Consider the following 22,003-nt stretch of genomic DNA (forward strand, 5'->3'; position numbering starts at 1 on the left):
ATATTCCGGCGAAGCCACGCGCCTTCGGGAAGGGGGACCGGTGCGCCGTCTTTCGGCACGATCGCTGTCCCTGGCGGCGCTGCTGCTCTCCCTGGCTTTTGCGCTGGTAGGCAACATTGCGACCAGCACTGTGGAGCCGCCGGAGTCTTGGCGGTGGTTCCCGTGGGCGGCGTGGGCGCTGGTGGCGGCGGTGGCGGCAGCGACCGTACGCATCCATATCAGACAGTCACCTTCCGTAGTCGTCGGCTCGGATGCGGAGGTGGTGTCCGACCTCGCCGCCCGGCTCGGCCGCGTCTGGTCCGACGAGGCGGTCCGGCGCGAGGTGACCAGGCCGGCGCCGGTGCTCGTCTCGTGGTCGTCGACCGGCCTGCCGTCGGCGAGCCGCGAGGCGGTGTTCGGCGAGCCGTCCGACGGTGGCTGGCAGGACTTTCCGCTGCGGGGCGAGACGGACCAGCTCAACGAGCAGATCGTCGAGTTGTTCTGGCAGTTGCCGCGCCGGCAGCTGATGGTGCTGGGCGCGGCCGGTGGCGGCAAGAGCGTCTTCACGATGCTGCTCACGCTCGGGTTGCTCGGCCGGCGGACGGCCGGCGAGCCGGTGCCGCTGCTGCTCGCGATCGGCGAGTGGAACCCGGCCGAGCCGGTGGCGACCTTCGTGGCGCGCCGCCTGGCGGACGACTTCGCCGACGTGCTCGCCCGGTACGGCGACCCGCGCGCGGTAGCCGAGCGGCTGGTGGAGCACGAGCGCCTCCTGCCGATCCTGGACGGCCTGGACGAGCTGCCCGCCAGGGAGGCGGCGCTGTCGGCGCTGAACGCGTACGCGGACGCCGGTCACCCGTTGGTGCTGACCTGCCGCACCAGGGAGTACAAGCAGCTCGTCCTTCCAGGGCGGGCGGTCCTGACCCGGACAGCGGTGGTCGAGCTGCAACCGGTGAGCGTCGCCGCCGTGCTGTCCTTCCTGTCCTATCCGGAGCCGGCACGGCAACGCTGGGAACCGGTTTTCGCGCACCTGCGGCCGTTCCTGGCGGAGCCGCTGGGCTGTGCCGACCCGCTGGTGCAGGCGCTGTCCACGCCGCTGATGGTCTCGCTGGCCCGGATCGCCTATCAGCGGCCGGAGTCCGACCCGGCCGAGCTGCTCGCGCTGTCGTCCCCGCAGGCGATCGCCACCCGGTTGATGACGGACTATGTCGACGCCGTCGGGGTCGGGCGGTCGGCGCGCCGGTGGCTGAGCTGCCTGTCCTACTACCTCTATCGGGCCGGCACGCGCGACCTGCACTGGTGGCAGATCCGGCTGAGTCTGTTCGCCGTTCATCCGCAACGCTCCCGGGCGCGCACCACGGCTGTCGCGGTCGCCATCGCCGGGGTCGCCGCCGGGCTGGCCGCGGCCGCCGCCCAGCTCAGCATCGTCTGGTCCGTCGTCACCGGATGTCTCGTGACGACGGCAGCCGCCCGTGGATGGCTGCGCGAGGTGTGGCCGGCCGCCTACCCGCCCCGCCCGCGCATAGCGCTTCCTCCGGCACGCCGGTCGGCCCGGATCGCCTGCGGCATCGTCTACGGCCTGGGCGTCGCCGCGGCAACCACCATGATCAGTGATGCGGGATGGTTCGTCCTGCCCGCCGGGGTCGGGTCCGGCCTGCTGGCGGTCTTCCTGCCCGGCCGGCGCCCGCGGTACCCGCGCAAGCTGCGGGCGGGCGCCGACCCGGCGCTCGTCCACAACCGCCGTACGGCCCTCGCCGTGGCGGTGCAGAACGCCGTCCCGGCCTTCTTCGCCGCCGGCACCTCCGGCTGGCTCGCCGGCGTGGTCGCCGCGGCCGTCTGCGGCGCCACGTCGGGGCTGGTGGCCGGTGGCTGGGCCTGGGCGGAGTTCCGCCTCACGCATGCCCGGCTGGCTCTCACCGGATGGTTGCCGTGGCGACTCGGACGGTTCCTGCGGATCGCGCACCGGCGCGGCGTGCTCCGGCGTGACGGCACCGTCTACCAGTTCCGGCACGCGATCCTGCAGGACCACCTCAGCCAGCTGCCGCGTGCCGTCCACCTGCGCAACCTGTCCGACGACTCGGACCTGGACGCCGCCCTGACGCTGGCCGATCTGATCGCCGAGAAGGGTGATCTGGTCCCGGAGATCGCCGCCGTCCGGCCGCGTCGCGGGGACTTCTACCGGTTCGCGGAGCAACGCGCCGCGATGACCCGGGAGGACCAGGAAGCGGTCAACGCGACCATCGACCACCTCCGGCAGGTGGCCGACGCCGGTGACCGGCAGACGGCCGCCCACCTGGCCGAGATGCTCGCCCGGCACGGCCGGGTCAGGGAGTTGCAGTTCCGGGCCCAGCTGGGCGATCCGTTCGCCAGCAAGCAGCTGGTCGACCTGTTCGCCGGGCAGGGCCGGGCCCGCGAGCTGCAGGCGATGGCGGACGCCGGCGACCGGTACGCCGGCATGCAGCTGGTCGTCCTCTTCGCCGACCGTGGCCGCGTCGCCGACCTGCGGGCACGGGCCGCGGACGGCGACGACTACGCCGCCCTCCACCTGGCCCGTCTGGAGAACGCCGAGGACTCCGACGTCGCCCTGCGACTGCGGATCGCGACCGGCGACGGCGACGCCGTCCTCGAGCTCGCCCGCCGCATGGCCGAACGCGGTCAGAGCGAGGACGCCAAGGCCCTCCTGCGGCCCCGCGCGGACGACGGGGACGGGTACGCCGCCCGGCAGCTCGACGAACTTCTGCTCGACCTGGGGGAGATGCACGAGCTGACCGCTCGTGCCCGGGCCGGGGACCGATACGCCGACGACATCCTCATCGATCTGCGGATCGCCGACTACCGCCTCGCCCTGCACATGGCGGACGTCGATCGCGAGGTGGCGCGCCTGCGCACCGCGGTCGAGTGGGATCCGGGTTCCCTGCCGAAGCTGGCCCGCCTGCTGGCCGACCGCGGAGAGGTCGACGAGGCGTACGAGCTGCTGCAGCCGCGGGTGCGGCTCCGCGACGCGCACGCCATCCTGATGACGGCCAACCTGCTCGTCCGGATGGACCGAGTCGAGGAGGCGCTCGGGTTGCTGCGCCCGGCCGCCGACGGGAAGGACCAGAACGCCGTCGTGATGCTCGTCGACCTGCTGGCCGATCTGGGCCGGGTGGACGAGCTCCGCGACCGGGCGAAGAAGGACGGCTGTGCCGCCAGGGCGCTGGCCGACCTGCTCGTCGATCTCGGCCGGATCGACGAGCTCCGGGACCGGGCCGCGAAGCGGGATCCCTACGCCGCCCGGCGGCTGGTGAACCTGCACGTCGAGTGGGGCGACGTACGGGGGCTGCGGCAGCTCGCCGCCGACGGTGACGGCTATGCCACCGAGCGCCTCCTCGACGTCCTGATCGACGGGCGCGACGTCGAGTTGCTCTGCGAGTACATCGACCGGTTCACCCCGGACCCGCCCCCTCGCCTGGTGAACCTGCTCGCCGACCACGGCCGGGTGGGGGAGCTGGAGAAGCTCGCCCGCGGCGGCGACTGGTATGCGACCCGGCGGCTCACCGACGTGCTCGTCGAGCAGGGCAACCTGGAGCTGGCCACGGCGATCCTGCGCCGGCAGACCGAGCTGGGCGACGGCCGCGCCGCCCGCCACCTCGCCGACCTGCTGGCCGAGCTGGGCAAGATCGACGAGGCGACCGCGGTCCTGCGCCCGCACGCCGACGCGGGCGACCCGGCAGCCACCCGGCGCCTCGCGGGCCTGCTCGCCGAGCAGATCGGCTGAGCCCTCCGGTCGTGGTCGGCGAGTACGAGAGGGCGTTCCAGGGCCGGCAGCTCGACGAGCTGGCCCCGATCCTACGCCGACACGGCGTCGCGTTCTGACTGCCAGAGACCCCGGCCCGGTTGACTTCGACGATCCTCGTCAGCTTGCCCTGCTGGATCTGCTCGGTATGCGTTGCAGGGACGGCACCTCGGCGGCCGCCCGCCCTACGGCTACCGGCTCGTCGACGCCGGATCCGCATCCCGACCGCGCTCACGCCGCGTGGGGGCGCCGCTTGCACCGCCTTGAGCCGGATTTGGCGACCGCCCCGACGGTACGGTGGATGTTCGCCCAGCGGATCGCCGGTCGGTGACGGTGACGGTGACGGATGCACTCTCGTCGATCGGTGCAGGGGTGAGCATCTGATCTGGCGTGGCGGTTCGAGTCACCGGCCGTGGTAGCGCTCCCTGATCCGCTCGACGAATTGCTCGACGACGGACTCGTCGATTTCCACGATCTCGTTGTAGTCGGGCCTGGCCGAACGCGACAGGCGATTCGACGGCGCCCAGGTCAGGGTGCTGCGGAACGTTTCCTCCCGCGTCCTGCCGTCCTCGTCAGTCCAGGTCCGGATGACACCCGCGGGCCGGTCCGGCGTTCTGTCGCCGAGCAGGATGCCGAAGTATCGGTAATCGACTGACATGTCCCGTCCTCACCTTGTCGTACAGCATCCGGTCAATGCCGGCTCTCCGCCGCCATTCTATTTGACCGGCGCCCGGAGCCGGTGTGCAGGCCACGTTCCGTGGCCTGCACACCTTTCTCAGCGCGTCAGAACTGCAGCTTGGCGGCTCCGGCGGGCTCCTCGACCGTTCCCCACATGTCCCTGGAAATGTCCTTCCAGAATTGAATCTCGCTCTCGGCCATGCCCGGCGTCCTGGTTATCTCGTACAACGGATGCTCGGCCTTGTTGAGCCAGAAACTCTCCGGCGTGTGGAACTGCAGTTCGAAGTACTGCCCCGACTTCGGATCGAGCCAGGTGCTGTTGATGCCCTGGTAATCCTTGTCCGCCCTCGCCCAGTAGTTCTTGAACTTCTCCAGCTGGAAGCCTTTGTCCTTCATCTGCGCGACTGCTTTTTCGACGCCCTTGATGTAGTCCTTGCCCTCGAATGCCGCGGTGTACCGGATGTTGTCCTGGATAGTGCCGACGAGTTCGTCGGGCAGCGCATCCGGATTGTCCACGAGTTCACCGACGAGCTTTCGCTTGAGCGAGTCAGGGCTCTTCAGCCGGAACTTCCAGCCTTGCCTGCTCGCTCCGGGCAACCCGTCGATGAGGTCCTTCATCGTGGTGGAGAGGGCCTGCTCGTTCTGCCGGGCCAGGGTCAGCGCCCGGTTCGCCGCCTCGTTGTAGGGCTTGGCGAGCTCGAGCGGCTGGTCGAACTCCTCACCCACCCAGGAGCCGTCCGGCTGGTCGCCGAGGCAGGGCACCCCGACTGCGAGCGCCCGGACCTTGAGGGCGCGCACCGCGCACGCCTCCGGCCCCGTACGCTTCTCGACCTTGACGGTGGCGTTCTCCAGCTTGGCGACCTTGCCGTCGACCTTGACGGCACCGCCCTCGATGCGGATGAGCCCGTTGGTGAAGTTCTCGGCCGCGCCGCTCAGTTTCAGGCCGCTGCCCTCGAGCTTGAGCACGACGCCGTCGACGATCGCCACGCCGTCGACGATCTTGGCGGCGCCGCCCTCGATCTTCACGGTGATGTTGGTCAGCTTGGCGATGCCGCCGGCCGCGTCACCCAGCCTGGCGCTGAGCCGGGAGATCGTGCCGACCCCCTCGGCCAGCTTGGCCATGGTGCTGCCGACCAGCCGTTCCAGGCCGCCCACCAGCTTGCTCACCATGCCGGCGACCGGGCCTACGTCCGGGATGAAGAAGGTGCCGACGTCGAACAGGGTCAGGCCCATGGCCTTGCCGGGATTGTCCTGCCACTCGCTGAGGTGGATCAGTTCGAACGGGTGGTCCTTCAGCATGCCCGGCAGCTTCTTGAAGGCCTCGACGGTCTTGCCGCAGTTCTCCGTGAAGTAGTCGCCGTCGGTACCGACGACCACCCAGCTAGCGCAGTCGCCGAGCATCTTCAGGCCGGCGACCAGACCCTTGGCGCCCTCCCACAGCCCGGCGCCGACCTGGACCACCCAGTTGCCCACCGCGTCACTGTCGTGCTCGGCCGCGGCGCAGGCCTCCTCGTCACCGCGCATGCAGTTGGCGGACTCGACCAGGAACTTCCACCCGGCGTCGAGCGCCTGCTTGCCCTTGGCCGCCAGGAAGTCGTAGACCTTCTTGCAGGCCTCGAGGTCGAACCCCTTCTCACATCTGACGTAGGTCAGCAGACCCTTCTTGAAGTCCTCCTCGAACTCCTTCTTCTTCTGGGCTATGGCCTCCTGCTTGGCCTTCTCATCGTTGATCTTCGTGAGCTGATCGTTCAGCGCGTCGGCGAACGTGTGGATCTGCGCCGTCTGCTTCTTGGCCCACTGGTACAGCCGCTCGGAGTCGCTGGCCGCCTTGCCGGCGATCGTCGCGGCGTTGGTGGCCGTCTGTGCGGCGCTGCCGGCCAGGCTCGCGTCGCTCCAGGCGGAGCGCTCGGACTGCGTGGCCCGCACCGCGGCGCGGTTCGCGCCGCCGGCCTGGTTGGTCGCGTCCACTGCGGCCGCATGGGCCTTGACGGCGGCCACCGCGGCCTCGTTCGCGGACTTGACCGCCTGGGCTGCCGCGTCGAACGCCGGCTTGACGTCACCGACCGCACGGTCGGCGGCCTTGGCGGCGGCGTCGGCGGCGACCGCGGCCTCGTCGGCCCGCTTCTGCGCCGCGGTCATCCGCTCGTCGCTGATCGTGACCGCGTCGGCGGCGACCTGCAGGATCTTGCGCGCGTCCGCGTTGACGCCGGCGAACTGGGCGGCCATGTACTCGGCGACATCGGCGCGGTCGATGGACACTTCGGCCGACGCCGCGGCCGCACCGGCCGCCTGGTCGGCGATCTGTGCCTGGAACACCGCCTGGGTGCTCTCCTGCACGGCGGCAGAGGCTTCGTTCTGGGTGCGCTGCGCGTCCAGCTTGGCGGTCTGAGCGGCGTTCACGGCTCCCCGTACCGCCGTCACGGCCTTGTCCGATGCCCGGCGCGCGGTGACCGCGTCCTGGTCGGCCTTGATCGCGGCCCGCTGCGCCTGGTTCGCCGCGGCGGATGCCCGCTGCGCCTCGGCCCGGGCGGTGGCGGCGGCCGCCCGCGCCCGCGCCGCCCATGCCTGCGCCGCGTCGTACGCGTTGCGAGCCCGCCGCGCCGCTTCGGCGAGGTCGGCCGTCGCCGCGTCGGCGTCCTTGCCGGCCGCGGTGGCCTCGTCCCTCGCCTTCTGCAGGGTGGCGAGGGCGTTGTTCAGGTCCGCCTCGGTGCTGATGCAGCGGTTCGTGGCCGCGTCCAGCTCGCGCCCGGTGTTCTGCACCCGGGTGATCGCCGCGGTTTCCTTGTCCCTGGCCTTCAGCGCGTCGCCGTGTGCCCCGACAGCCGCATTGCTGCGGTCGACCGCGTTGCGGCTGGCCGCCTGGGCGTCGAGGCGGGCGCTGCGGGCCCGGGCGGCGTGCGTGGCGGCCCGCTGGGCGGCCTCCTCAGCGACCTCCCGCTGCTTCTTGGCGCGCGCGGCCGCGTCCTCGGCGATCTTCTGCTGCGCCTTGGCGACATCCGCGAGACGCTTGGCTGCGTCGGCCTGCTTACGCGCGGCCGCCAGCCACTTGTCAGCGTTCTTGGCGTGCAGTTCGGCGTTCGCGTCGGCGTCCAGGGCACGACTGTCCGCCAGCGTCGCCTCGGCGGCGTGCTGCGAGGTCTCGGCGCTGGCGGCGGCGGCCTGGATGGCCACCCCGGAGGCGATGGTGACCTTCGCCCAGTCGACGCCGTGCGCATCACCGGTCTTGATCAGCTTGGCGGCCGCGGTCTGCGCGGCGGCGGTGGTGCTGTCGGCCTGCTGCACGGCCGCAGCCGCCCGCTGCGCCTGGGTCGTGGCCTCGGCCAGCAGCCCCTGCAGGTCGGCGGTGCGCCCCCGCTGGCCGTTCTTGCGGGCGGGCTTGTCCTCCTCAAGGATCTGGTCGGCCCGCCGGGACGCCTTCACGCCGAGCTGCATGGCGACGAGCGTGTCGTCGAGCAGCTTCATCGCCTCGATGTTCGCGGCGAGGATGTCGGCGCGGGCACGCGCGGCGACGGCCGCCGTCTGCGCCTGGGCGGCCAGTTCGTCGAGTGCGGTGTTGCGCGCCTCCACGGCCACCCGGATCGACTCCCGGGTGTCGAAGTCGGCCCGGTTCGCCGTGGCGTAGCCGGTGCGGTAGAAGTCCGCGATCAAGGCCGGGTCGCCGGTGCCCAGCGCGGCCATGCCCTCGGCGATGACGGTCGGGCCGCCGAAGGAGACCATCTGCTCGACCCGGCCACGGATACGGTCCTGCTCGGCCGGAGTATCCGCGACGGGGTGGTCCAACTGCTCGGCGAGTTCGTGCCCGTAGGCCACGAATTCGCCGATGGCGTAGTCGCCGTCGGCGAGTGCGCGTTGGGCCCCCTCCTTGACCTTAGGGCCGCCGGACTTCGCCCAGTCCTGCACCTGCTTGCGGGCCTTGCTCTTGCGCTGCCCGGCCAGGGTACGGGCCTTGGCCCACCCGGCGTCCACGAACGCCTTGACAGCGGAACGGGTGCCGGCGTCCAGTGCCGCCCCGGCAGCGGCGCGGACCTCCGGCTCGGTGTCGTAGGCCGCGATGTCGACGACGGTCTGGCGATACCACTCGTAGTCGTCGTCGTTCCAGTCGGCGTCCGCGACCAGCGCGGCCAGGGTGCGCACGATCGCCGGGTTCGCGGCGGCCGGAGCCGGCGGCTGCGCGATGGCCACCAGACCGCCCAGCAGCGACGCGGCGACCGCGGCGCGGGCCGTCCCCTGCCCGAGCCGACCGATTCTGATCCTCACTGTCCACTTCCCGTTGCGTTGCCGCGGGCCTCGTCGGCCAGGCTCAGCCAGTACGCCGCTTGCTTCGTCGCCTGCTGCGCGGCCGCGGTCCACGCGTCGCGGCTGGCGCCGGCGCGGGCGATGACACCCGCCCAGTCCTGCTCGGTCGTCGCCCCTCGGGCGTGTTCGGCCACCCGGCCCCATGCTTCCGCCTGGGTGGCGGCCCGGTCCCGCTCGGCCGCCCAGTTCACCGAGGTGCCGTCCTCCGCGGTGGCCAGCGCGTTCCATGCCGCCACGGTCTCGGCGTGCAGCTTCGCGGCCGCCTCCCCGCTGGCCGCCCGCTCGGCCGCCTGTGCGTTGAGCGCCGCGGTGTGCAGCCGCTCCATCGCCGCGTTGCCCTTGGCGTCGAGGTCCGCGAGCCGCAGCCGGTACGCCTCGTCGTCGAGGCGGGCACCGGCGGCCCAGTAGTAGGCGAAGAACTCGGCCACGTCCTCGTCGCGACCGGAGTTCGCGGCGTAGCCGGCGGCGGAGCGCACCTGCGCGCCCGGGTCGGTGCGCGCCAGTTCGGCGATGTAGTCCCGGTCCTCCTGCGCCTGCTTGGCGACCTCGCCGTGGTGCTGCTGGTCGCCCTGCGCGTCCAGCAGTCTCGCCTCCGCCAGACCGTGCCGGACGAATTCGTCCTTCTCGTCGTGGGTGGCGGCCAGGGCCCGGTCGGCGGCCCGGTGCACCGCCGACGTGCTCGTCGACGTGGCGAGCGCGTACTTGATCTCGATGATGTTGGTTTGTTCGTCGGTGGCCGCCCGGCGCAGCGCGGCGTTGAGTCCGGTGGCCAGGAAGTCGGTGATCGCGTCGCCGCGGGTACTGGTCAGCGCGGCGGCGCCGGCCGAACGGACCTCCCAGCGGGGGTCCGACACCGCCCGCCAGCGAACCCGGTCCCGTTGCATCTCGGTGGCCTGGGCGGCGGCCAGCGCCGCGGAGTCCGGGCCGAACGGTACGACCAGCCCGCCCGCGACGACGGCGGCCACCGTCGCGCGAGCCAGCACCATGCTTCGCATCTGTCCTCGCAGTGGAGAGTCAGGACGGCGCTCGGGGCGGCCCGGACGTCCAGCAGCGGACGTCCGGGCCGCCGAACGGCGCCGAATGGGCTATCGAGGTACGGGTCAGTACGGCTGCGGGATCCAGCGCTGGTTGTCGATGCCGGTGTACGGCCAGGACTTGGTGTCCGAGCCGTCCGCGGTGGCCTGGCTGTAGACGTCCACGTAGGTGCCGGTCAGCGCGTTGCGCAGCATGTACGAGCCGCTCTTGCCGGCGTTCATCAGCACCCACTGCTCGCTGCTGCGCAGGTGGCAGGCGTACTGGATCATCGCCCCGCCCTTGGCGGCGTTGCCGCCGAGGATGTCGAGGCACTTGCCCTTCAGCTGGTTCTTCAGGGCGAACCGGTTACCGCCGATCGGGACGACCTCCCAGACGTGCTTGGGGTCGTTGCGATTGCAGGTCCAGATCTTCACCGGGGCCTTGTCGGCGAGGGCACCCTGGTCCGGCTTGTCGGTCGCGCCGGACACGTAGAAGCAACGGCCGGACTGCACGCCCTTGAACAGAAACTTGCCGCTCAGCGGCGGGGAGGCGAGCTGGTGGTGCGAAAAGTCGATCAGACGCCACTGCTGGTCGGGCAGGTGGTTGTTGGCCGCCTGGTGGACCGGGGAGTTGAGGGCGGTGGCCGAACCGGGCACGGTCATCACCTTGTTGCTCGCCACGTTGCGCAGCTCCACCGTGTCCTTGCCGGTGTCGACAAGCGCCCACTGCTGCACGGCCGTGGTGACCGCGCAGGCGATCTGGATCAGGCGGACGTCTTCGCGGACCTTCGCGGCCGGCACGACCAGGCACTTCTTGGAGTTGACCGACTGCAGCGCGTACGTACCGGTGCCGGCGGGAACCAGGATCCAGCGCTCGCGGGCATTCTCGTTACAGTCCCCGATCTCCATCGGGGCGTTCTCCGCGTTCGCGCCGGCGTCCGGCTTGTCCACGGCACCGGCCACCTGCAGGCAGCGCTTGGACCGGACGCCCTGCAGGGCCACGGTCAGGTACGCGGCCGGCTGGGCCACGTCGAGCTTGGCGGCCTTGTCCTTGCCGTCGACCAGGAACTGGGCCCGGGCGTTGGCGTCGCCCTCAAGCGCCTTACTCGCCGCGGCCGCCAGGATCGGCTGGTACTTGTCGAACTTGGCGTCGTTGAGGATCTCGCGGACCTTGCGCTCGTTCTCCGCGGCCTCGGCACGGTCGCGCTCGGCGATGTCGGCGGAGCGGGCCACGTGCACGCCGGTGGCCAGGAAGTCGCGCCAATCGGCCGGCTTCTCGCTGTTGTAGGCGGTGGTGGCGGCGGCCTTCACCTGCGTACCCGTGGTCTCGGTCTTGATCTTGTAAACCAGGTCCCGCTCGGTGGACTGGGTCAGCTCGAACTCGGTGGCGACCCGGCCCAGGCCCGCGACGATCGCGGCCTGCTTGATGTCGCGGAGCTTCTTGGCCTCCTGCTCCTCGAGTTCCTTCTGCTTGCCCTCGGCGATCTTCCGCGCCCGGTCGGCCTCGGCCGCCTGGTGCACGCCGGTCGCGATGAACGCGAGCTGCTTGTCCTCGGTCGCGTCGACAAGGGCCTCCGCGCCCTTGCGGACGTCGCTGCCGGCCTCCGCCTTGCCGGCCAGCGCGATGAGGAAGTTGGCGTTCGTCGAGCGCAGCATCACGCGCCGGGCGTCGTCGTCGGCCGGGATCCAGTTCAGTTCCTGCGCCGCGGACAGCCGATCGGCCTCGCGCTGCGCCCGCACGGCCTTCAGGTCGGCGTCGCGCTTGTCGGCGGCGAAGATGTCGGTCCGGATGAACCGGGCGGACGCGCCGGGGTCGTTCACGTCGGCGAACGCGTCCTTCGCCGCCTGCTTGACCCCGGGGTGGAAGTAGTCGTCGGCCTTCTCCCACAGCACGATGACGAAGTCCTTGTCACTCATGCTGAGCTCGTCGCGCGGCGTCCAGCCGAGCACGGCCGCCGCCGCGAACCGCTCGTCCGGGGTGGTCTCGGAACTGGCGTCCGGGTTGTCACCTGCGGACGGATCGTCGCTGGTGCGGCCGTCGTCATCCGCGCCGGCCACGGCCCGTACGCCGAGCGTCGGCCCGAGCACGGGCTCGCGCGGCGCCGCATCCGGCGCCGCCGCCGCGTTTGGGCCGGTGGTCTGCATCACCTGCGGGCCGTCGCCGGCGTAGGCGGCCCCGGCGGGCGACCCCAGCAGCAATACGACGGCCGCCACGACGGCGATGCCGCCCATTCCAGGGCGAAAGAGGATCGGTTTTCTCACGCAGCATTCCTCCGCATGGTGGTGTGATAAGGGCGCACGTTGTTCGTGTTGCCATGACGCGCGCACGCTCATTGGCAGCATGTGCCCAAAGGTCGACTGTGGACGCGGTTATGCATCCGTCAGCGGAGAGCGAACGGTCCGTTCAGGAACACGGCAGCGAAGTGCCTTAATTCCGTCGGCAGGCGTACCTGGCACGGCAAGTGTCACCGTGGCGAAGATGCGGCGGGCCCACGCCGGTCACGCTAGGAGACTCTTCCGGCGACGCGCGGTCCTGCCTTCGCGGCGGCCCCGGGCTGGTGTGTGGCACATGGCGCCGTCGTCCTGCGCGGACTGGTTGGCATCACAGCTGCAGCCACCATCGTGAACCGATGGTGGCTGACACACTCCGCCCTTGGACGTGGAAACCTCAAGACTGTAACCCCCGTAGCGCTGCCGTTCGGCCCGTGACGCTAGACGTTGTGAAACTGCTTGTCAATCGACGCTCATCGCAAAGACGCGCGACGATCAAAGTGTGATTTCGCTCCAACTCGACGGTCGCTTGCCGCGGCACCGGGCTTGCCGGCGCGCGCCTCTGATGCAAGCCCGCAACAGGGGCGATCACGAGTCAGCAGTCCTTGCCGCGAAGCACGGCGCTGGGGGCCATTGCCCGAAAGGTATTCCTGCAGCGGAAGTTGGTCCTCGGGTCTTGCGGCGCGATCGGCAGGGTCACCTCGACGACGGCGGGCACGCCCAGGGCCAGTCCCAGCTGCTCGTTGACGGCGAACCCCGCGATGGCGTCGAGGTTGCTCAACGACGGCAACACCAGCCGCTATGAACTCACGGGGCTGATCATCTGCGGGCTCTGCGGCCGGCGCATGGAAGGCCACTGGGCACACGGCCGGGCCCGCTACCGCTGCCGGCATGGCCCACACCAGCGCCAACGCCAACGACGCCGACCCTGGCCGACTCAAAGTCCTCTACGTTCGTGAGGATCTCGTCGTCGAGCATGCCAAAAGTCAATACGGGGATGCCGTGGGCTGCGACATCACCACGGTGAGGTCTGAGGTGGGCCATCCCTCAACCGCTGAGCGCGACTGGTGGGTGATCATCGGCATGACCGTTGCTGCAATCTCCGCCGCCCTGGCTAGCTTCGCTGGACTTCGCGGCTTGGCTCAGGTCGCCGGCTGGCCCGACCGGCTGGCCTGGCTCCTGCCGGTCACCATCGACGCCTACGCGATGACATCGGGTCTGCTGCACCGATAGGTGGCATGTTGTGAGCAATTTCCAGCGATGGACGCGGACTCGGCGATGGTCGGCTACGCTCGTCGCCACGGTGTCGCTCTTCCCGGTTGCGGCCTGTACGTCGCAGCAGCAGGACAATCCGCTGCAGGCGCCCGGCCCTGAGATCGACGCCAACCAGGGCGGCGCCTACGGTTGGCACAAGGCGATGGCCGTCGGCACCCGCTTCACCGACGGCCTCAACCACCTCGAGCTGTCCGGCGCGGCGACGTCTCCGCTGACTATTGTCTCGATCACGCCGTTGATGGACGACGGTCCGACCCTGAGAGTGCTCGGGACCCGCATCCGCGTCATCCCTGACATGCTGCCCAAGAACAGCGAGGTGGGTTGGTTCGAGTTTCTCGACGGTTTCCCGCCGAAGGAGCCGTTCGCCGTTGGCGGGGTCGTCCCTGAGGGGTTCCAGGTCCGGGCCACAAACGGCGACGACGACATGTCCGTCGAGGTGCAGATCGGGTACGAAGTCGTCGCCGCCGGCGTCTCGAATCGCGCTGGCGTCGAGGTCGTGTACGAGTACGAGGGCGTCCGCAAGCGCGCAGTCATCCCGAGTCACCTGACCATCTGTGCTCCGGTCACCGCCGCTTGCGAGGCTCAGCAGTAAGTAGACCGGCGGGCTCCATCCACGACACGATTGTGCTGCCTACCCTGCCGGGTCTCGGGCGCCGGGAATACGGCGTTGATGACATTGGGCATGATGGCATCGAGCTCTGACGGCGTTTACGGGCTTGGCTGACTCGGCCCCCGCGATGGCGTCGGAAAGGATGCCGTCGTTGCAGGCGACAAACCACTGCCTCCAAAGCGTTGATCATCGGGTCGATCGCGATCGGTGTGGCGGCCTGCATCCTGTACTGCACGGTGACGGGCGTCATCGGTGGCATCGGTGCCGGCGTGCGGTGGGCGTGGCGGGCGATCAAGCCGCTGCGGCAGCGCGATTTCGGCCTCGCGGGCTGACGAAGGACAGATTGTGATCGAAGGGGGCACCGCGTCGATCTATGACCCGATCTTCGACGGGCTGGTGCAGCTGCGGATGTCGTTCGCCGTGCCGCGGCAGGCGGAGGGCGTCGGCCGGGTGGTGCGGGAGGGGTTCGACCTGGCCTGGCGTGAGCTGGGTGGGCCGTTGCGAGACCGGCTGGCCGCCAGCGCCACGCCAGTACTCCCCTCTGGCAAAGGTGCCTCTTAGCCTGAGCAGCCGTGTCCCCGAACGGGCGTCACCGCCCTGTTTCGTCGGTCGCGGCCGCGTGGACCCACGGCCGGGCTGGGTATCGCTGCCGGCACGGCCGTAATAGCGCCCAGTCAGTAGCTCAAGGCCCGCCGCGCATCCTCTACTGCCGCGAGGACCAGCTGATCGAGGCGCATCGGTGCAGTCCCGCCCTCACCCGAACCCATCCACGGCTGCGGCAGGGCAGCCCCGCAGTTGTCGGCGACGAACTTCGCCGGCACGGCATGATCCTGGTCGGTGATCACGATGGCTGGATCGCCGAGACCGACACCGCCAGCATGGCGCTCACGGCAGCGCACCTGCCCGCCGCCTTACAAGCACAAATCCCCGCCCAGAAGGACGGGGACCGACGATGACGTGAGGAGACCTCACGGCTCGTGTGGAATTAACGTGTGCGAGCTCAACACCAGGGATATGCACACGGTGATCACAACTGGTGAGTTGATAGTCCCGCGACCGTGAGGCTCCCAACGCCCGCCTGGCTCTCTTCCGGCTCGCTCGCCACCCCAGCAACGCTGCCCGCGGTTCATGCTGGACGCGATAGGGGGACGCGTATGAGGCCGTTGCCAACGGTCAACACGCGGGTAACGAAGTGAATGATCGTGGTGGGGTCACCGTGTCCGGGCGGCGGCGCAGTTGACTGGTCCGACAGCGGTCGTGCTCAGCCTCGTTCCCACACGGCGACGGCATCCTCGTCGGGTTGCGCCACCCAGCCGAGGGCCTCGGGTCGTGCAGGGGTGCCGGTGAACGTCAGGGTGAGCGCGGCGGTGCCGGCCCCGAACCGTACCGGCTTGCTCTGCTCCGCCTCATTCTCCCAGCCCTCGGCGTCGTAGAGGATGAACATCGCCGGGTCGACGATGATCGGACGGGTGGCGGTGACCTCGAGGACCGCCGTGGCGGAGTGAGCCGACCAGGTGGCCGAGGTGAGCGTCACGGTGGCGACCGGGGTGGACCTGCGGGTGACGGTGACGATGCGGCCGTTCTGCGCGAACGTGAGCGACGGGTCGCTGTCCTTGATCGCCGGAGGTGCTGGCACGGCCACGCTCGCCATCGGGGTGGAGGCGACCACGGCCGGCACGGGCTGCTGGCCCGCCGAAGCGACCCCGATGGAGTTGAGCGACGCGGCAGCCGCCAGGCCGATGACCACGACCGCGACGCCAAGGGGCTTCTTCATGGCCCCACCCTATCGGCGCGTCTCCCGGCGTGGTCAAGCGAAGGTCCATCGGCCGGCCTGGGCTCCATGAAGGTCGGCCATGGGTGCTTTCCTCACTCGTATGGGTGGTAGTTGCGGACTGCAGGTGGTGGCGCAGCGGGGCGGGTACTGAACGTGTCTGCTTCCAAGGCTTGGTGATGCCAATGCTCACACTGCCGATGACCGCGGGCGTGGCACCCGAAATTCCGTTCACACTCTGGATAGACCGGTCTCCAGAAAGGTCCCGTGGCCGGCGCCGCGTGTGGCGGGACGGCGGCATTCGCTTCGCCTTCTACGGGCGAATCTCTACCGACGGCTACCAGGATCCGGTCTCGTCGCGGCGGTGGCAGCTCGACGCCGCCGTCCAGCTGACCGAGCGACGCGGCTGCATCGCGGTCGAGTTCTTCGACATCGGCTATTCCCGTTGCCTTCCTTGGCATGAGCGGCCCGGTGCTGCGCAGTTGCTGGCTGAGGCGGCACGCGCAGATCGCCGGTTCGACGCGGTGGTGGTCGGGGGGACGAGCGTGCGTTCACCGGCCGGCAGGCCTTGCAGATCATCGCTTACCTAAACGCCTACGGCGTGGCTGTGTGGCTGCCCGAACTCGGAGGTCCCGTCGACCTGGGCGATCCTGTGCATCGCGCCGTGCTGATGTTGCTGGGGCATCAGTCGCAGCCCGGAGGTGTTGCGGGCTCGACGGCGGACCACCAACGCGATGGGTGTGCAGGCCCGCGATCAGGGACGTTATCTCGGCGGACGTCCACCGTATGGCTATAGGTTGGTGGACGCCGGTCCGCACCCGAACCGCATTCATGCACAGTGGGGGAGACGGTTGCACCGGCTCGATCCGGATCCGGTCACGGCCCCGCATGTGCGGTGGATCTTCGCCCGTCGCCTCGCCGGGGCCAGCACCGCCGGTATCGCCCGAGACCTCAATGAGCGGCACGTTCCCTCGCCGTCAGCCCATGATCCGGAGCGCAACACACACCGCATAGGGACGGTGTGGACGTTGCGGACGGTCGCGGAGATCCTCGCGAACCCGCGCTACACCGGCCGGCAGGTGTGGAACCGGCAGCGCACCGAGCACCACGAGACCGTTCCCGGGGACAAGCGCGCCAGCCTCGGTCGCACCCGAACCCGCAACCCGCGCAGCGCATGGGCGATCTCTCGTGAGCCGACGCATCCCGCTCTCGTCAGTGACAGCGACTTCCTCGCAGCGCAGCAAGTCAACTCGGTCGCCGTGCCGGATAACGGCGCGGTGCGCGCCTACCTGCTGACCGGGCTGGTGATCTGCCGGCTCTGCGGACGGCGCCTGGAGGCCCATTGGGTTCACGGCCGAGCCGGTTACCGCTGCCGTCACGGCCGTAGCAGCGCCCGAGCGGATTGCCAGCCGGCGCGAGGCGTGTACTGGGCCGAAGGCCGAATCGTCGAGCAACTGCTCTACCAGTTGATCTATGCCGGCGAGCTACCGTTCCTGGCCGACGGCGTGGGGTTGGTCGCCTATCTCCGCGGCCGCCGGCTGGCAATCGTCTGCGGCCCGCGCTCGCTCGAGCTCGAGCCGATGGACCGGGAGAAACAGGTAACCCCCACCGCAGCCGTCCCTCGACGGGATGACTCTGGTGGGGGTTAACGTGTCCGAGTCCAACACTCCGGATCGGCCCACGGTGATCGTCTCTCGGGAGTTCATGTGTGGCGTCTGACCGCCGCACGGTTGCCGTCAGAGCCCAGCGGCTGCTTCGGCAACGGTGTCGACGGTGATCGGCTCTTGGGTGTCGTCGTCCCAAACGCCGGCACCCAGAGTCGCGGCGGCCGACAGAAGTCTGTGCAGTAACGCCAGGTAGGCGACCGCGGCAGGTCCGTCACGGCTATCGGCGTCTGCCGTGGTTTCAAGTTCGAAGCCGGCAATGCCGTCGCGGTGCTCCACGGCGGTGACCTCGACCAAAAGATGTTCGTTCTGGGCGACCATCTCGTCGAACGGCTCGCTGTCGGCGTCCTCTGGGGCACCCACGACGATGTCGAGGCCTGCTTCTCGCAGGGCGGCAGCGAGTGCCGCCGGGGCGGCGGGCACGGGCAGGGCGGGCCGATGGTGGTACTGAAGGGTCCACGGGCCGGCGAAGATGTCGACACAATGACCCATCGCACTGCCCCTTCCCGAGTTATTCGCCAGGCGGCATGTGATCCGGGATTCCGGCCGCTACGATTTCCGTCGGATCTGCGCGTCGGCGATGTCGAGCCAACTGCGGTGCAGCTCTTCCAGGCGGCCGTCGCGTTCGTCGCCTTCCAGTGAATTGCTTGTTATCGAACCGATGATCCGGATCGGCGGAAGGTCGTCGCCGAAGCCGAGCAGAACGGGGCAATTCTGATCGATATAGCCCTTCACCCTGGAGTACCCCGTGCCCCATTGCACCGAGGATGGTCGTGCGGTTATCAACGCCTGAGCCCAGTATCGCGCGATGGCGTCGACCAACCATATGGTCTGGTCACTGAACCGTTCGAAGCCGATTCCGATCGGATTCGGGAACCACGCGGGCAAGGGACCGCTGCCGACCGGTTCGACGTCGGCATCCCGCCAGGCGAGCAGTGTGCGTGCCCAGGCCCAAAGAGGGCCCAGGCTGGTGCCGCTGCCGTCGAGGTGCGCTGGACCACCGGTCGTGGCGGCGGTTTGCCGAAGCCATTCGAGGCGGGCCGGGCCTTCCTCCAGCCAGTGCTGAAGGAAGGCCCGCGCTTCGGCCTTGGTCATCGCCTGGAAGTCGGCCATGCCTCAACCTTACGTGCTCGCCGGTCAGCCGACGTGGATAGTGAACGGAATGTTGTTCTGTTGAAGCAGGTCAAGCATCTTCGCGTCTGGACCGACCGTACCGGAACGGCCGCTGACGAAGAAGTGCCAGTGCAACTTGACGCCTTCCTTGTTGCTCAACCAGACGTCCTTCCTGATCTGCTCCTCGAACCTCTTCTCGTAGTGCAGCATGCCGACCTTTGATTCGTGGGCGACGTTGTTCTTGAAGACGTCCCAGTACCGGCCACTCCGCTTACCCGTCAGCGCCTGAGTGGACCGATACACCTGATTGTCGAGTCCTCGCGTCGTGGCATTGAAGAAGCCTTCCAGGAATCGCTCCCCATCCTTGCCTGTGGCCATCATGCCGGCGGCCGGCCCGGTGAACTTCGTTGACTTTCGCACGACGTTGGCGAGGTGTTTCAGGTCCTGGGCGTGCTCCATTAGCCAGATGAGGGTGTCTTCGCTGAACCCGTGGTTTACCAGGTCGTCCCAGTCCTGCTTGAGGGTCTGTTTCGCCGTCTTGATCAGGACATCACGGGGAATGTCGTCGATCTTGGCGATGGCGGCGAGGGTTTCGTCGGCCTTGTCGGCGTTGCGTTCGATGAATTTGGCGACTTTGCCGGGGATGGCGACGGCGTCGCCGCCGTAGGGAATGAGTCCGGCGGCGGAGAAGCCGGCGTTGACCCACTCGCCGCGGATCAGGGAGGCGATGGTGTCGCGCAGGTCCGCGATGCCCCCCAGGATCCAGCCGATGTCGGGGATGAAGCTCAGTGCGCCGGAGCAGACGCTGCCGATGAGCCAGGCGATGCTGTCGATGCGGTAGGCGTCGCCGGCGATGAAGCCGACGGCGACGTCGCGGGCGTAGACCCACTTGCTGACCTGCTCGTCGAAGAAGAGCGGGTTGAGGTCCTCGTCTTCGGCGTGATCGACCTCGTACGTGTCGGCCCAGTGGTCGCCGTCGGTGTTGGCGTTCTCCGGGTCGGTGTTGGATTCGAGAACCTCGTAGCCGTCGATGAGTTGGTCGTGGTCGCTGTCCTTGATCCAGGGCGACAGCTCGAGGTCGAGTTCGTCGGCGTCGGTGAGCCGGTCGTTGTCGGTGTCGACGGTGGTGGGGTCGGAGTTGAGGCGGTAGGTGATCGGGGCGCCGTCGGCGAGCTTCTTGGCCCAGGCAGCCGGGTTGCGAACGTAAAGCTCGTTGAAGTCGATCGGCTCGCCGGCCTCGTCACGGTCGCTCAGGCCGTCTTCGTCGGTGTCGACCTTGGTGGGGTCGGTGACGTAGATGCGGCCGCCGTCGCCGCGGATGCCCTTGAGCTCGGTGCAGTCGGTCAGCCCGTCGCCGTCGGTGTCTTTGGTGGTGTTCGGGTCACCGCCGCCGGTCTCCTCGCTGATGCGACGGAACACCTGCGGCAGGTCCGCCGCGGTAGCGACGTTGTAGTACTTGCCGCCCGTCCGGTTGGCGATCGAGCTCAGCAGGGCGGTGTCGACGCTGTAACCCAGACCGATCGTGTAGATGCTGATGTCATTGATCCGAGCCCGGTCTGTCAGCGACTGGTCGTAGTAGCCCTCACCGTCGGTGAGAAGGATGGCGATACGGGCACGCTTCGGGTCGCCGTTGGCGAGCAACAGGTCCGTCCCGGCGCGTACGCCGGCGGCGATGTTGGTGCCACCCCAGTCATCGACGCGGTCGATGGCGGCCTTCACCGCGGCCTTGTCCGAGGTCAGCGGCTGCAAAACCTGGGCGTAGTCGTCGAAGTCGACCACGGCGGCGCGGTCGTTGGGCAGCAGGGCATCGACGAAGTTCTTCGCCGAGCTGCGCCGTAGACCGTTCGGGTCGTTCCACGACATCGAGCCGGAGCTGTCCAGCACCAGGCTCAGGTCGAGGAACACGACGTCCGCGGCGGGACCGTCGCTGCGGCTGCGGCACGGGTTGGTCGAGGCGGTCCAGGTCTGCTGCCAGTTGACGATGTCGAAGACCGCGTTGCCGACGGCACCCACCGTTACCTCTACGGGCCAGGCATCACCCCGTACGCCCAGGTTGCGGCCGACGGCACGATCGAATACCTGCACGCCGACCAGCAGGGCACCGTCACCCACCTCACCAACACCGACGGCGACGTTGTCGGCACCAACACCTACGATCCCTACGGCCGGCTGCTCAACCACACCGGGCCGGCCACCAGCAACATTGGCTACACAGGTGCCTGGACCGACCCGACGACTGAGCTTGTATACCTGCGTGCCCGCGACTACGACCCCATCACGACACAATTCGCAGCAATCGATCCCGCAATTGACCGAACCATTCAGCCGTACGCCTACGCGAACAACGATCCTCTACTCAAGGAAGACCCAACCGGACTGTGCGCGGTGTGCAACCTGGTCAAGAGCCTCGTGGGCTTGGCGGACAGGCCAGGCCAAACCGCCACAAGCATGAACGCTTATGAACCGCTATGTTCGCTCTACGGAGGACCGTATTCTCGAGCGCCGGAAAAGAAGACCGGTGGTGGAATGCTCGCATTCTGCGCCTCAGGAATCATTGGAGCGCTCGCATCTGCTGTCGGTCAGGCGTGCATAGCGTTTGACCGCCGCGGTATGGGGTGGTACGCCAACGGCGGCGGAGGAATGTTCTATGGTGTGGGCATAGGAGGCACCGTCGGAATCCAGTTCTCGAACGGTAACATTGAGGACCAGGCCGGCGACGCAGTCGGCGCGGACGTCGGCGGAATACTGGGCGGAAAGTTGGACGTCAACCTTTCCAAATCGACATCATCGAACGTATACACCGGTGGCGCGAACGTCGGTGGAATGTTCGGCGGCGGGGTTGCATGGGCCGGTGGTACAAATGGTAAATCAGGTCGCTGGTTTGACTGGTAGAAGGGTAGAGGATATGGAAGGGGCGCCAACCTGGCTTCGTCGCGAACCATCGTACCGGGCATACGTGCGCGGTCTCAGATTCGCGATCATCGGAATGCCACTCCTGGTACTGGTTGGACTCCTCGGCAAAGCCGAAGCTCTGCCAAGACAGCTACTCAGTGTGCTCGTTGCGGTCATTGCGCCCATGGTGATGATCAGCATCATTGCGGCTATGGTGGGCTGGCTGAGGGTTCCCGACAAGAAGCGCGCTAACACGCATCAACTCGCATTGTTGATGATGATAGGAAGCGACATATTCGCTGGCATTTCGCGAGGCTAATACGGCAGCCACCATTAGCAGTCTGACCTGCTGGATGCGGCGGGGGCGGGCTCCGGTATGGACGCAGCCGTCTGTTGATTATGTGTGTGTGAGGACAACAAGATCGAAGGCGGCGGCGGATTCAGCCGGTCGCAGCATTTGATCTTGGTTGTTCGGTGAGGCAGGATGCCCGCCATTCGCAACATGTGACCTTGGCTGATCGGGAAGAGATACCTCGGGAGCCCTATTCAAAACTCGCTCAGGTCCGTGCCCGGTCAGGGTCTTTGCGTTTTCGGCTGATGGCCGTCTGAGCTGCGGTGATGCCAGATGATGAGCCTTTGTGGAGTCGCCCGGGGCGGGTGAGGCCTCGG

At 68.7% G+C, this 22,003-nt stretch carries 19 protein-coding genes and 1 pseudogene; 10 read left to right on the forward strand and 10 right to left on the reverse strand.

Going from position 1 to position 22,003, the window contains the following annotated elements; genetic code table 11:
• The first annotated feature begins 40 nt into the window (after positions 1–40).
• Entirely contained in the window at positions 41–3,733 is a 3,693-nt protein-coding gene (locus tag AB0K03_RS23180; RefSeq protein ID WP_364688078.1) for an NACHT domain-containing protein, read from the forward strand.
• A gap of 421 nt (positions 3,734–4,154) precedes the next feature.
• Here the strand turns inward: AB0K03_RS23180 and AB0K03_RS23185 are convergent, their stop codons facing one another.
• The 5 genes from AB0K03_RS23185 to AB0K03_RS23205 form a co-directional block, all read right to left on the reverse strand.
• Complete coding sequence (locus AB0K03_RS23185; protein WP_364688080.1) at positions 4,155–4,409, reverse strand: hypothetical protein; 255 nt, start codon at positions 4,407–4,409, stop codon at positions 4,155–4,157.
• Between the two features lie 125 nt (positions 4,410–4,534).
• A complete protein-coding gene (locus AB0K03_RS23190; protein WP_364688082.1) occupies positions 4,535–8,686 on the reverse strand; it encodes a hypothetical protein in 4,152 nt (1,383 codons plus the stop codon).
• Positions 8,683–9,711: a hypothetical protein gene (locus AB0K03_RS23195; RefSeq protein WP_364688084.1), complete on the reverse strand. Its 1,029-nt coding sequence runs from the start codon at positions 9,709–9,711 to the stop codon at positions 8,683–8,685. The genes AB0K03_RS23190 and AB0K03_RS23195 overlap by 4 nt, the downstream gene beginning before the upstream one ends.
• A 114-nt stretch (positions 9,712–9,825) precedes the next feature.
• Entirely contained in the window at positions 9,826–12,000 is a 2,175-nt protein-coding gene (locus tag AB0K03_RS23200) for an RICIN domain-containing protein (protein ID WP_364688085.1), read from the reverse strand.
• A gap of 604 nt (positions 12,001–12,604) precedes the next feature.
• Entirely contained in the window at positions 12,605–12,790 is a 186-nt protein-coding gene (locus tag AB0K03_RS23205; protein ID WP_364688087.1) for a hypothetical protein, read from the reverse strand.
• Between AB0K03_RS23205 and AB0K03_RS23210 the strand changes: the two genes are divergently transcribed.
• The 5 genes from AB0K03_RS23210 (at position 12,771) to AB0K03_RS23230 (ending at position 14,455) form a co-directional block, all read left to right on the forward strand.
• Entirely contained in the window at positions 12,771–12,968 is a 198-nt protein-coding gene (locus tag AB0K03_RS23210) for a zinc ribbon domain-containing protein (RefSeq protein ID WP_364688089.1), read from the forward strand. The genes AB0K03_RS23205 and AB0K03_RS23210 overlap by 20 nt on opposite strands.
• A complete protein-coding gene (locus tag AB0K03_RS23215; protein WP_364688091.1) occupies positions 12,901–13,242 on the forward strand; it encodes a DUF2637 domain-containing protein in 342 nt (113 codons plus the stop codon). Before AB0K03_RS23210 ends, AB0K03_RS23215 begins: the two co-directional genes overlap by 68 nt.
• 10 nt (positions 13,243–13,252) lie before the next feature.
• Positions 13,253–13,876, forward strand: a complete 624-nt coding sequence (locus AB0K03_RS23220) for a hypothetical protein (RefSeq protein ID WP_364688093.1) — start codon at positions 13,253–13,255, stop codon at positions 13,874–13,876.
• A 200-nt stretch (positions 13,877–14,076) separates the two neighbouring features.
• Positions 14,077–14,226 carry a hypothetical protein gene (locus tag AB0K03_RS23225; protein WP_364688095.1) on the forward strand — a complete coding sequence of 50 codons (150 nt, stop codon included), beginning with the start codon at positions 14,077–14,079 and terminating at the stop codon, positions 14,224–14,226.
• 13 nt (positions 14,227–14,239) lie between these two features.
• Positions 14,240–14,455, forward strand: a complete 216-nt coding sequence (locus AB0K03_RS23230) for a hypothetical protein (protein ID WP_364688097.1) — start codon at positions 14,240–14,242, stop codon at positions 14,453–14,455.
• A gap of 113 nt (positions 14,456–14,568) precedes the next feature.
• Here AB0K03_RS23230 and AB0K03_RS23235 read toward each other — a convergent pair whose 3' ends face one another.
• Positions 14,569–14,739: a hypothetical protein gene (locus tag AB0K03_RS23235; protein ID WP_364688099.1), complete on the reverse strand. Its 171-nt coding sequence runs from the start codon at positions 14,737–14,739 to the stop codon at positions 14,569–14,571.
• A gap of 416 nt (positions 14,740–15,155) precedes the next feature.
• On the reverse strand, positions 15,156–15,668 hold the full coding sequence (locus tag AB0K03_RS23240) for a hypothetical protein (RefSeq protein WP_364688101.1): 513 nt from the start codon (positions 15,666–15,668) through the stop codon (positions 15,156–15,158).
• 182 nt (positions 15,669–15,850) lie between these two features.
• Here AB0K03_RS23240 and AB0K03_RS23245 point away from each other — a divergent pair, with 182 nt between their 5' ends.
• Positions 15,851–16,255: a hypothetical protein gene (locus tag AB0K03_RS23245; RefSeq protein ID WP_364688103.1), complete on the forward strand. Its 405-nt coding sequence runs from the start codon at positions 15,851–15,853 to the stop codon at positions 16,253–16,255.
• Positions 16,256–16,399: 144 nt separating this feature from the next.
• On the forward strand, positions 16,400–17,314 hold the full coding sequence (locus AB0K03_RS23250; protein WP_364688105.1) for a recombinase family protein: 915 nt from the start codon (positions 16,400–16,402) through the stop codon (positions 17,312–17,314).
• Between the two features lie 87 nt (positions 17,315–17,401).
• On the opposite strand, the gene AB0K03_RS23255 is transcribed toward AB0K03_RS23250, so the two are convergent.
• From AB0K03_RS23255 to AB0K03_RS23265, 3 genes are read right to left on the reverse strand one after another with little or no spacing between them, the layout of a single operon-like run.
• Positions 17,402–17,821, reverse strand: coding sequence for a hypothetical protein (locus AB0K03_RS23255; RefSeq protein ID WP_364688107.1), 420 nt, complete (start codon positions 17,819–17,821; stop codon positions 17,402–17,404).
• Between the two features lie 57 nt (positions 17,822–17,878).
• Complete coding sequence (locus AB0K03_RS23260; RefSeq protein WP_364688109.1) at positions 17,879–18,442, reverse strand: hypothetical protein; 564 nt, start codon at positions 18,440–18,442, stop codon at positions 17,879–17,881.
• A 24-nt stretch (positions 18,443–18,466) separates the two neighbouring features.
• Complete coding sequence (locus AB0K03_RS23265; RefSeq protein ID WP_364688111.1) at positions 18,467–20,623, reverse strand: VWA domain-containing protein; 2,157 nt, start codon at positions 20,621–20,623, stop codon at positions 18,467–18,469.
• A gap of 21 nt (positions 20,624–20,644) precedes the next feature.
• On the opposite strand from AB0K03_RS23265, the pseudogene AB0K03_RS23270 reads away from it, so the two are divergent.
• Positions 20,645–20,761, forward strand: a pseudogene (locus AB0K03_RS23270) (hypothetical protein); the annotation flags it as partial.
• A gap of 129 nt (positions 20,762–20,890) precedes the next feature.
• The gene (locus AB0K03_RS23275) at positions 20,891–21,334 is read left to right on the forward strand and encodes a hypothetical protein (protein WP_364688113.1); all 444 of its coding nucleotides are present in this window, start codon (positions 20,891–20,893) and stop codon (positions 21,332–21,334) included.
• The last annotated feature ends 669 nt before the right edge of the window (positions 21,335–22,003 follow it).

It is taken from the genome of Actinoplanes sp. NPDC049316 (assembly GCF_040677315.1).
GTDB lineage: Bacteria > Actinomycetota > Actinomycetes > Mycobacteriales > Micromonosporaceae > Actinoplanes.

What these genes read in the sequence shown, in the direction of transcription:
- AB0K03_RS23185 (WP_364688080.1), bottom strand. Translation starts at nt 4,409, where the DNA reads ATGTCAGTCGATTACCGATACTTCGGCATCCTGCTCGGCGACAGAACG.
- AB0K03_RS23195 (WP_364688084.1), bottom strand. Translation starts at nt 9,711, where the DNA reads ATGGTGCTGGCTCGCGCGACGGTGGCCGCCGTCGTCGCGGGCGGGCTG.
- AB0K03_RS23215 (WP_364688091.1), top strand. Translation starts at nt 12,901, where the DNA reads ATGGCCCACACCAGCGCCAACGCCAACGACGCCGACCCTGGCCGACTC.
- AB0K03_RS23210 (WP_364688089.1), top strand. Translation starts at nt 12,771, where the DNA reads ATGGCGTCGAGGTTGCTCAACGACGGCAACACCAGCCGCTATGAACTC.
- AB0K03_RS23240 (WP_364688101.1), bottom strand. Translation starts at nt 15,668, where the DNA reads ATGAAGAAGCCCCTTGGCGTCGCGGTCGTGGTCATCGGCCTGGCGGCT.
- AB0K03_RS23260 (WP_364688109.1), bottom strand. Translation starts at nt 18,442, where the DNA reads ATGGCCGACTTCCAGGCGATGACCAAGGCCGAAGCGCGGGCCTTCCTT.
- AB0K03_RS23275 (WP_364688113.1), top strand. Translation starts at nt 20,891, where the DNA reads ATGAACGCTTATGAACCGCTATGTTCGCTCTACGGAGGACCGTATTCT.
- AB0K03_RS23255 (WP_364688107.1), bottom strand. Translation starts at nt 17,821, where the DNA reads ATGGGTCATTGTGTCGACATCTTCGCCGGCCCGTGGACCCTTCAGTAC.
- AB0K03_RS23250 (WP_364688105.1), top strand. Translation starts at nt 16,400, where the DNA reads ATGGGTGTGCAGGCCCGCGATCAGGGACGTTATCTCGGCGGACGTCCA.
- AB0K03_RS23245 (WP_364688103.1), top strand. Translation starts at nt 15,851, where the DNA reads ATGCTCACACTGCCGATGACCGCGGGCGTGGCACCCGAAATTCCGTTC.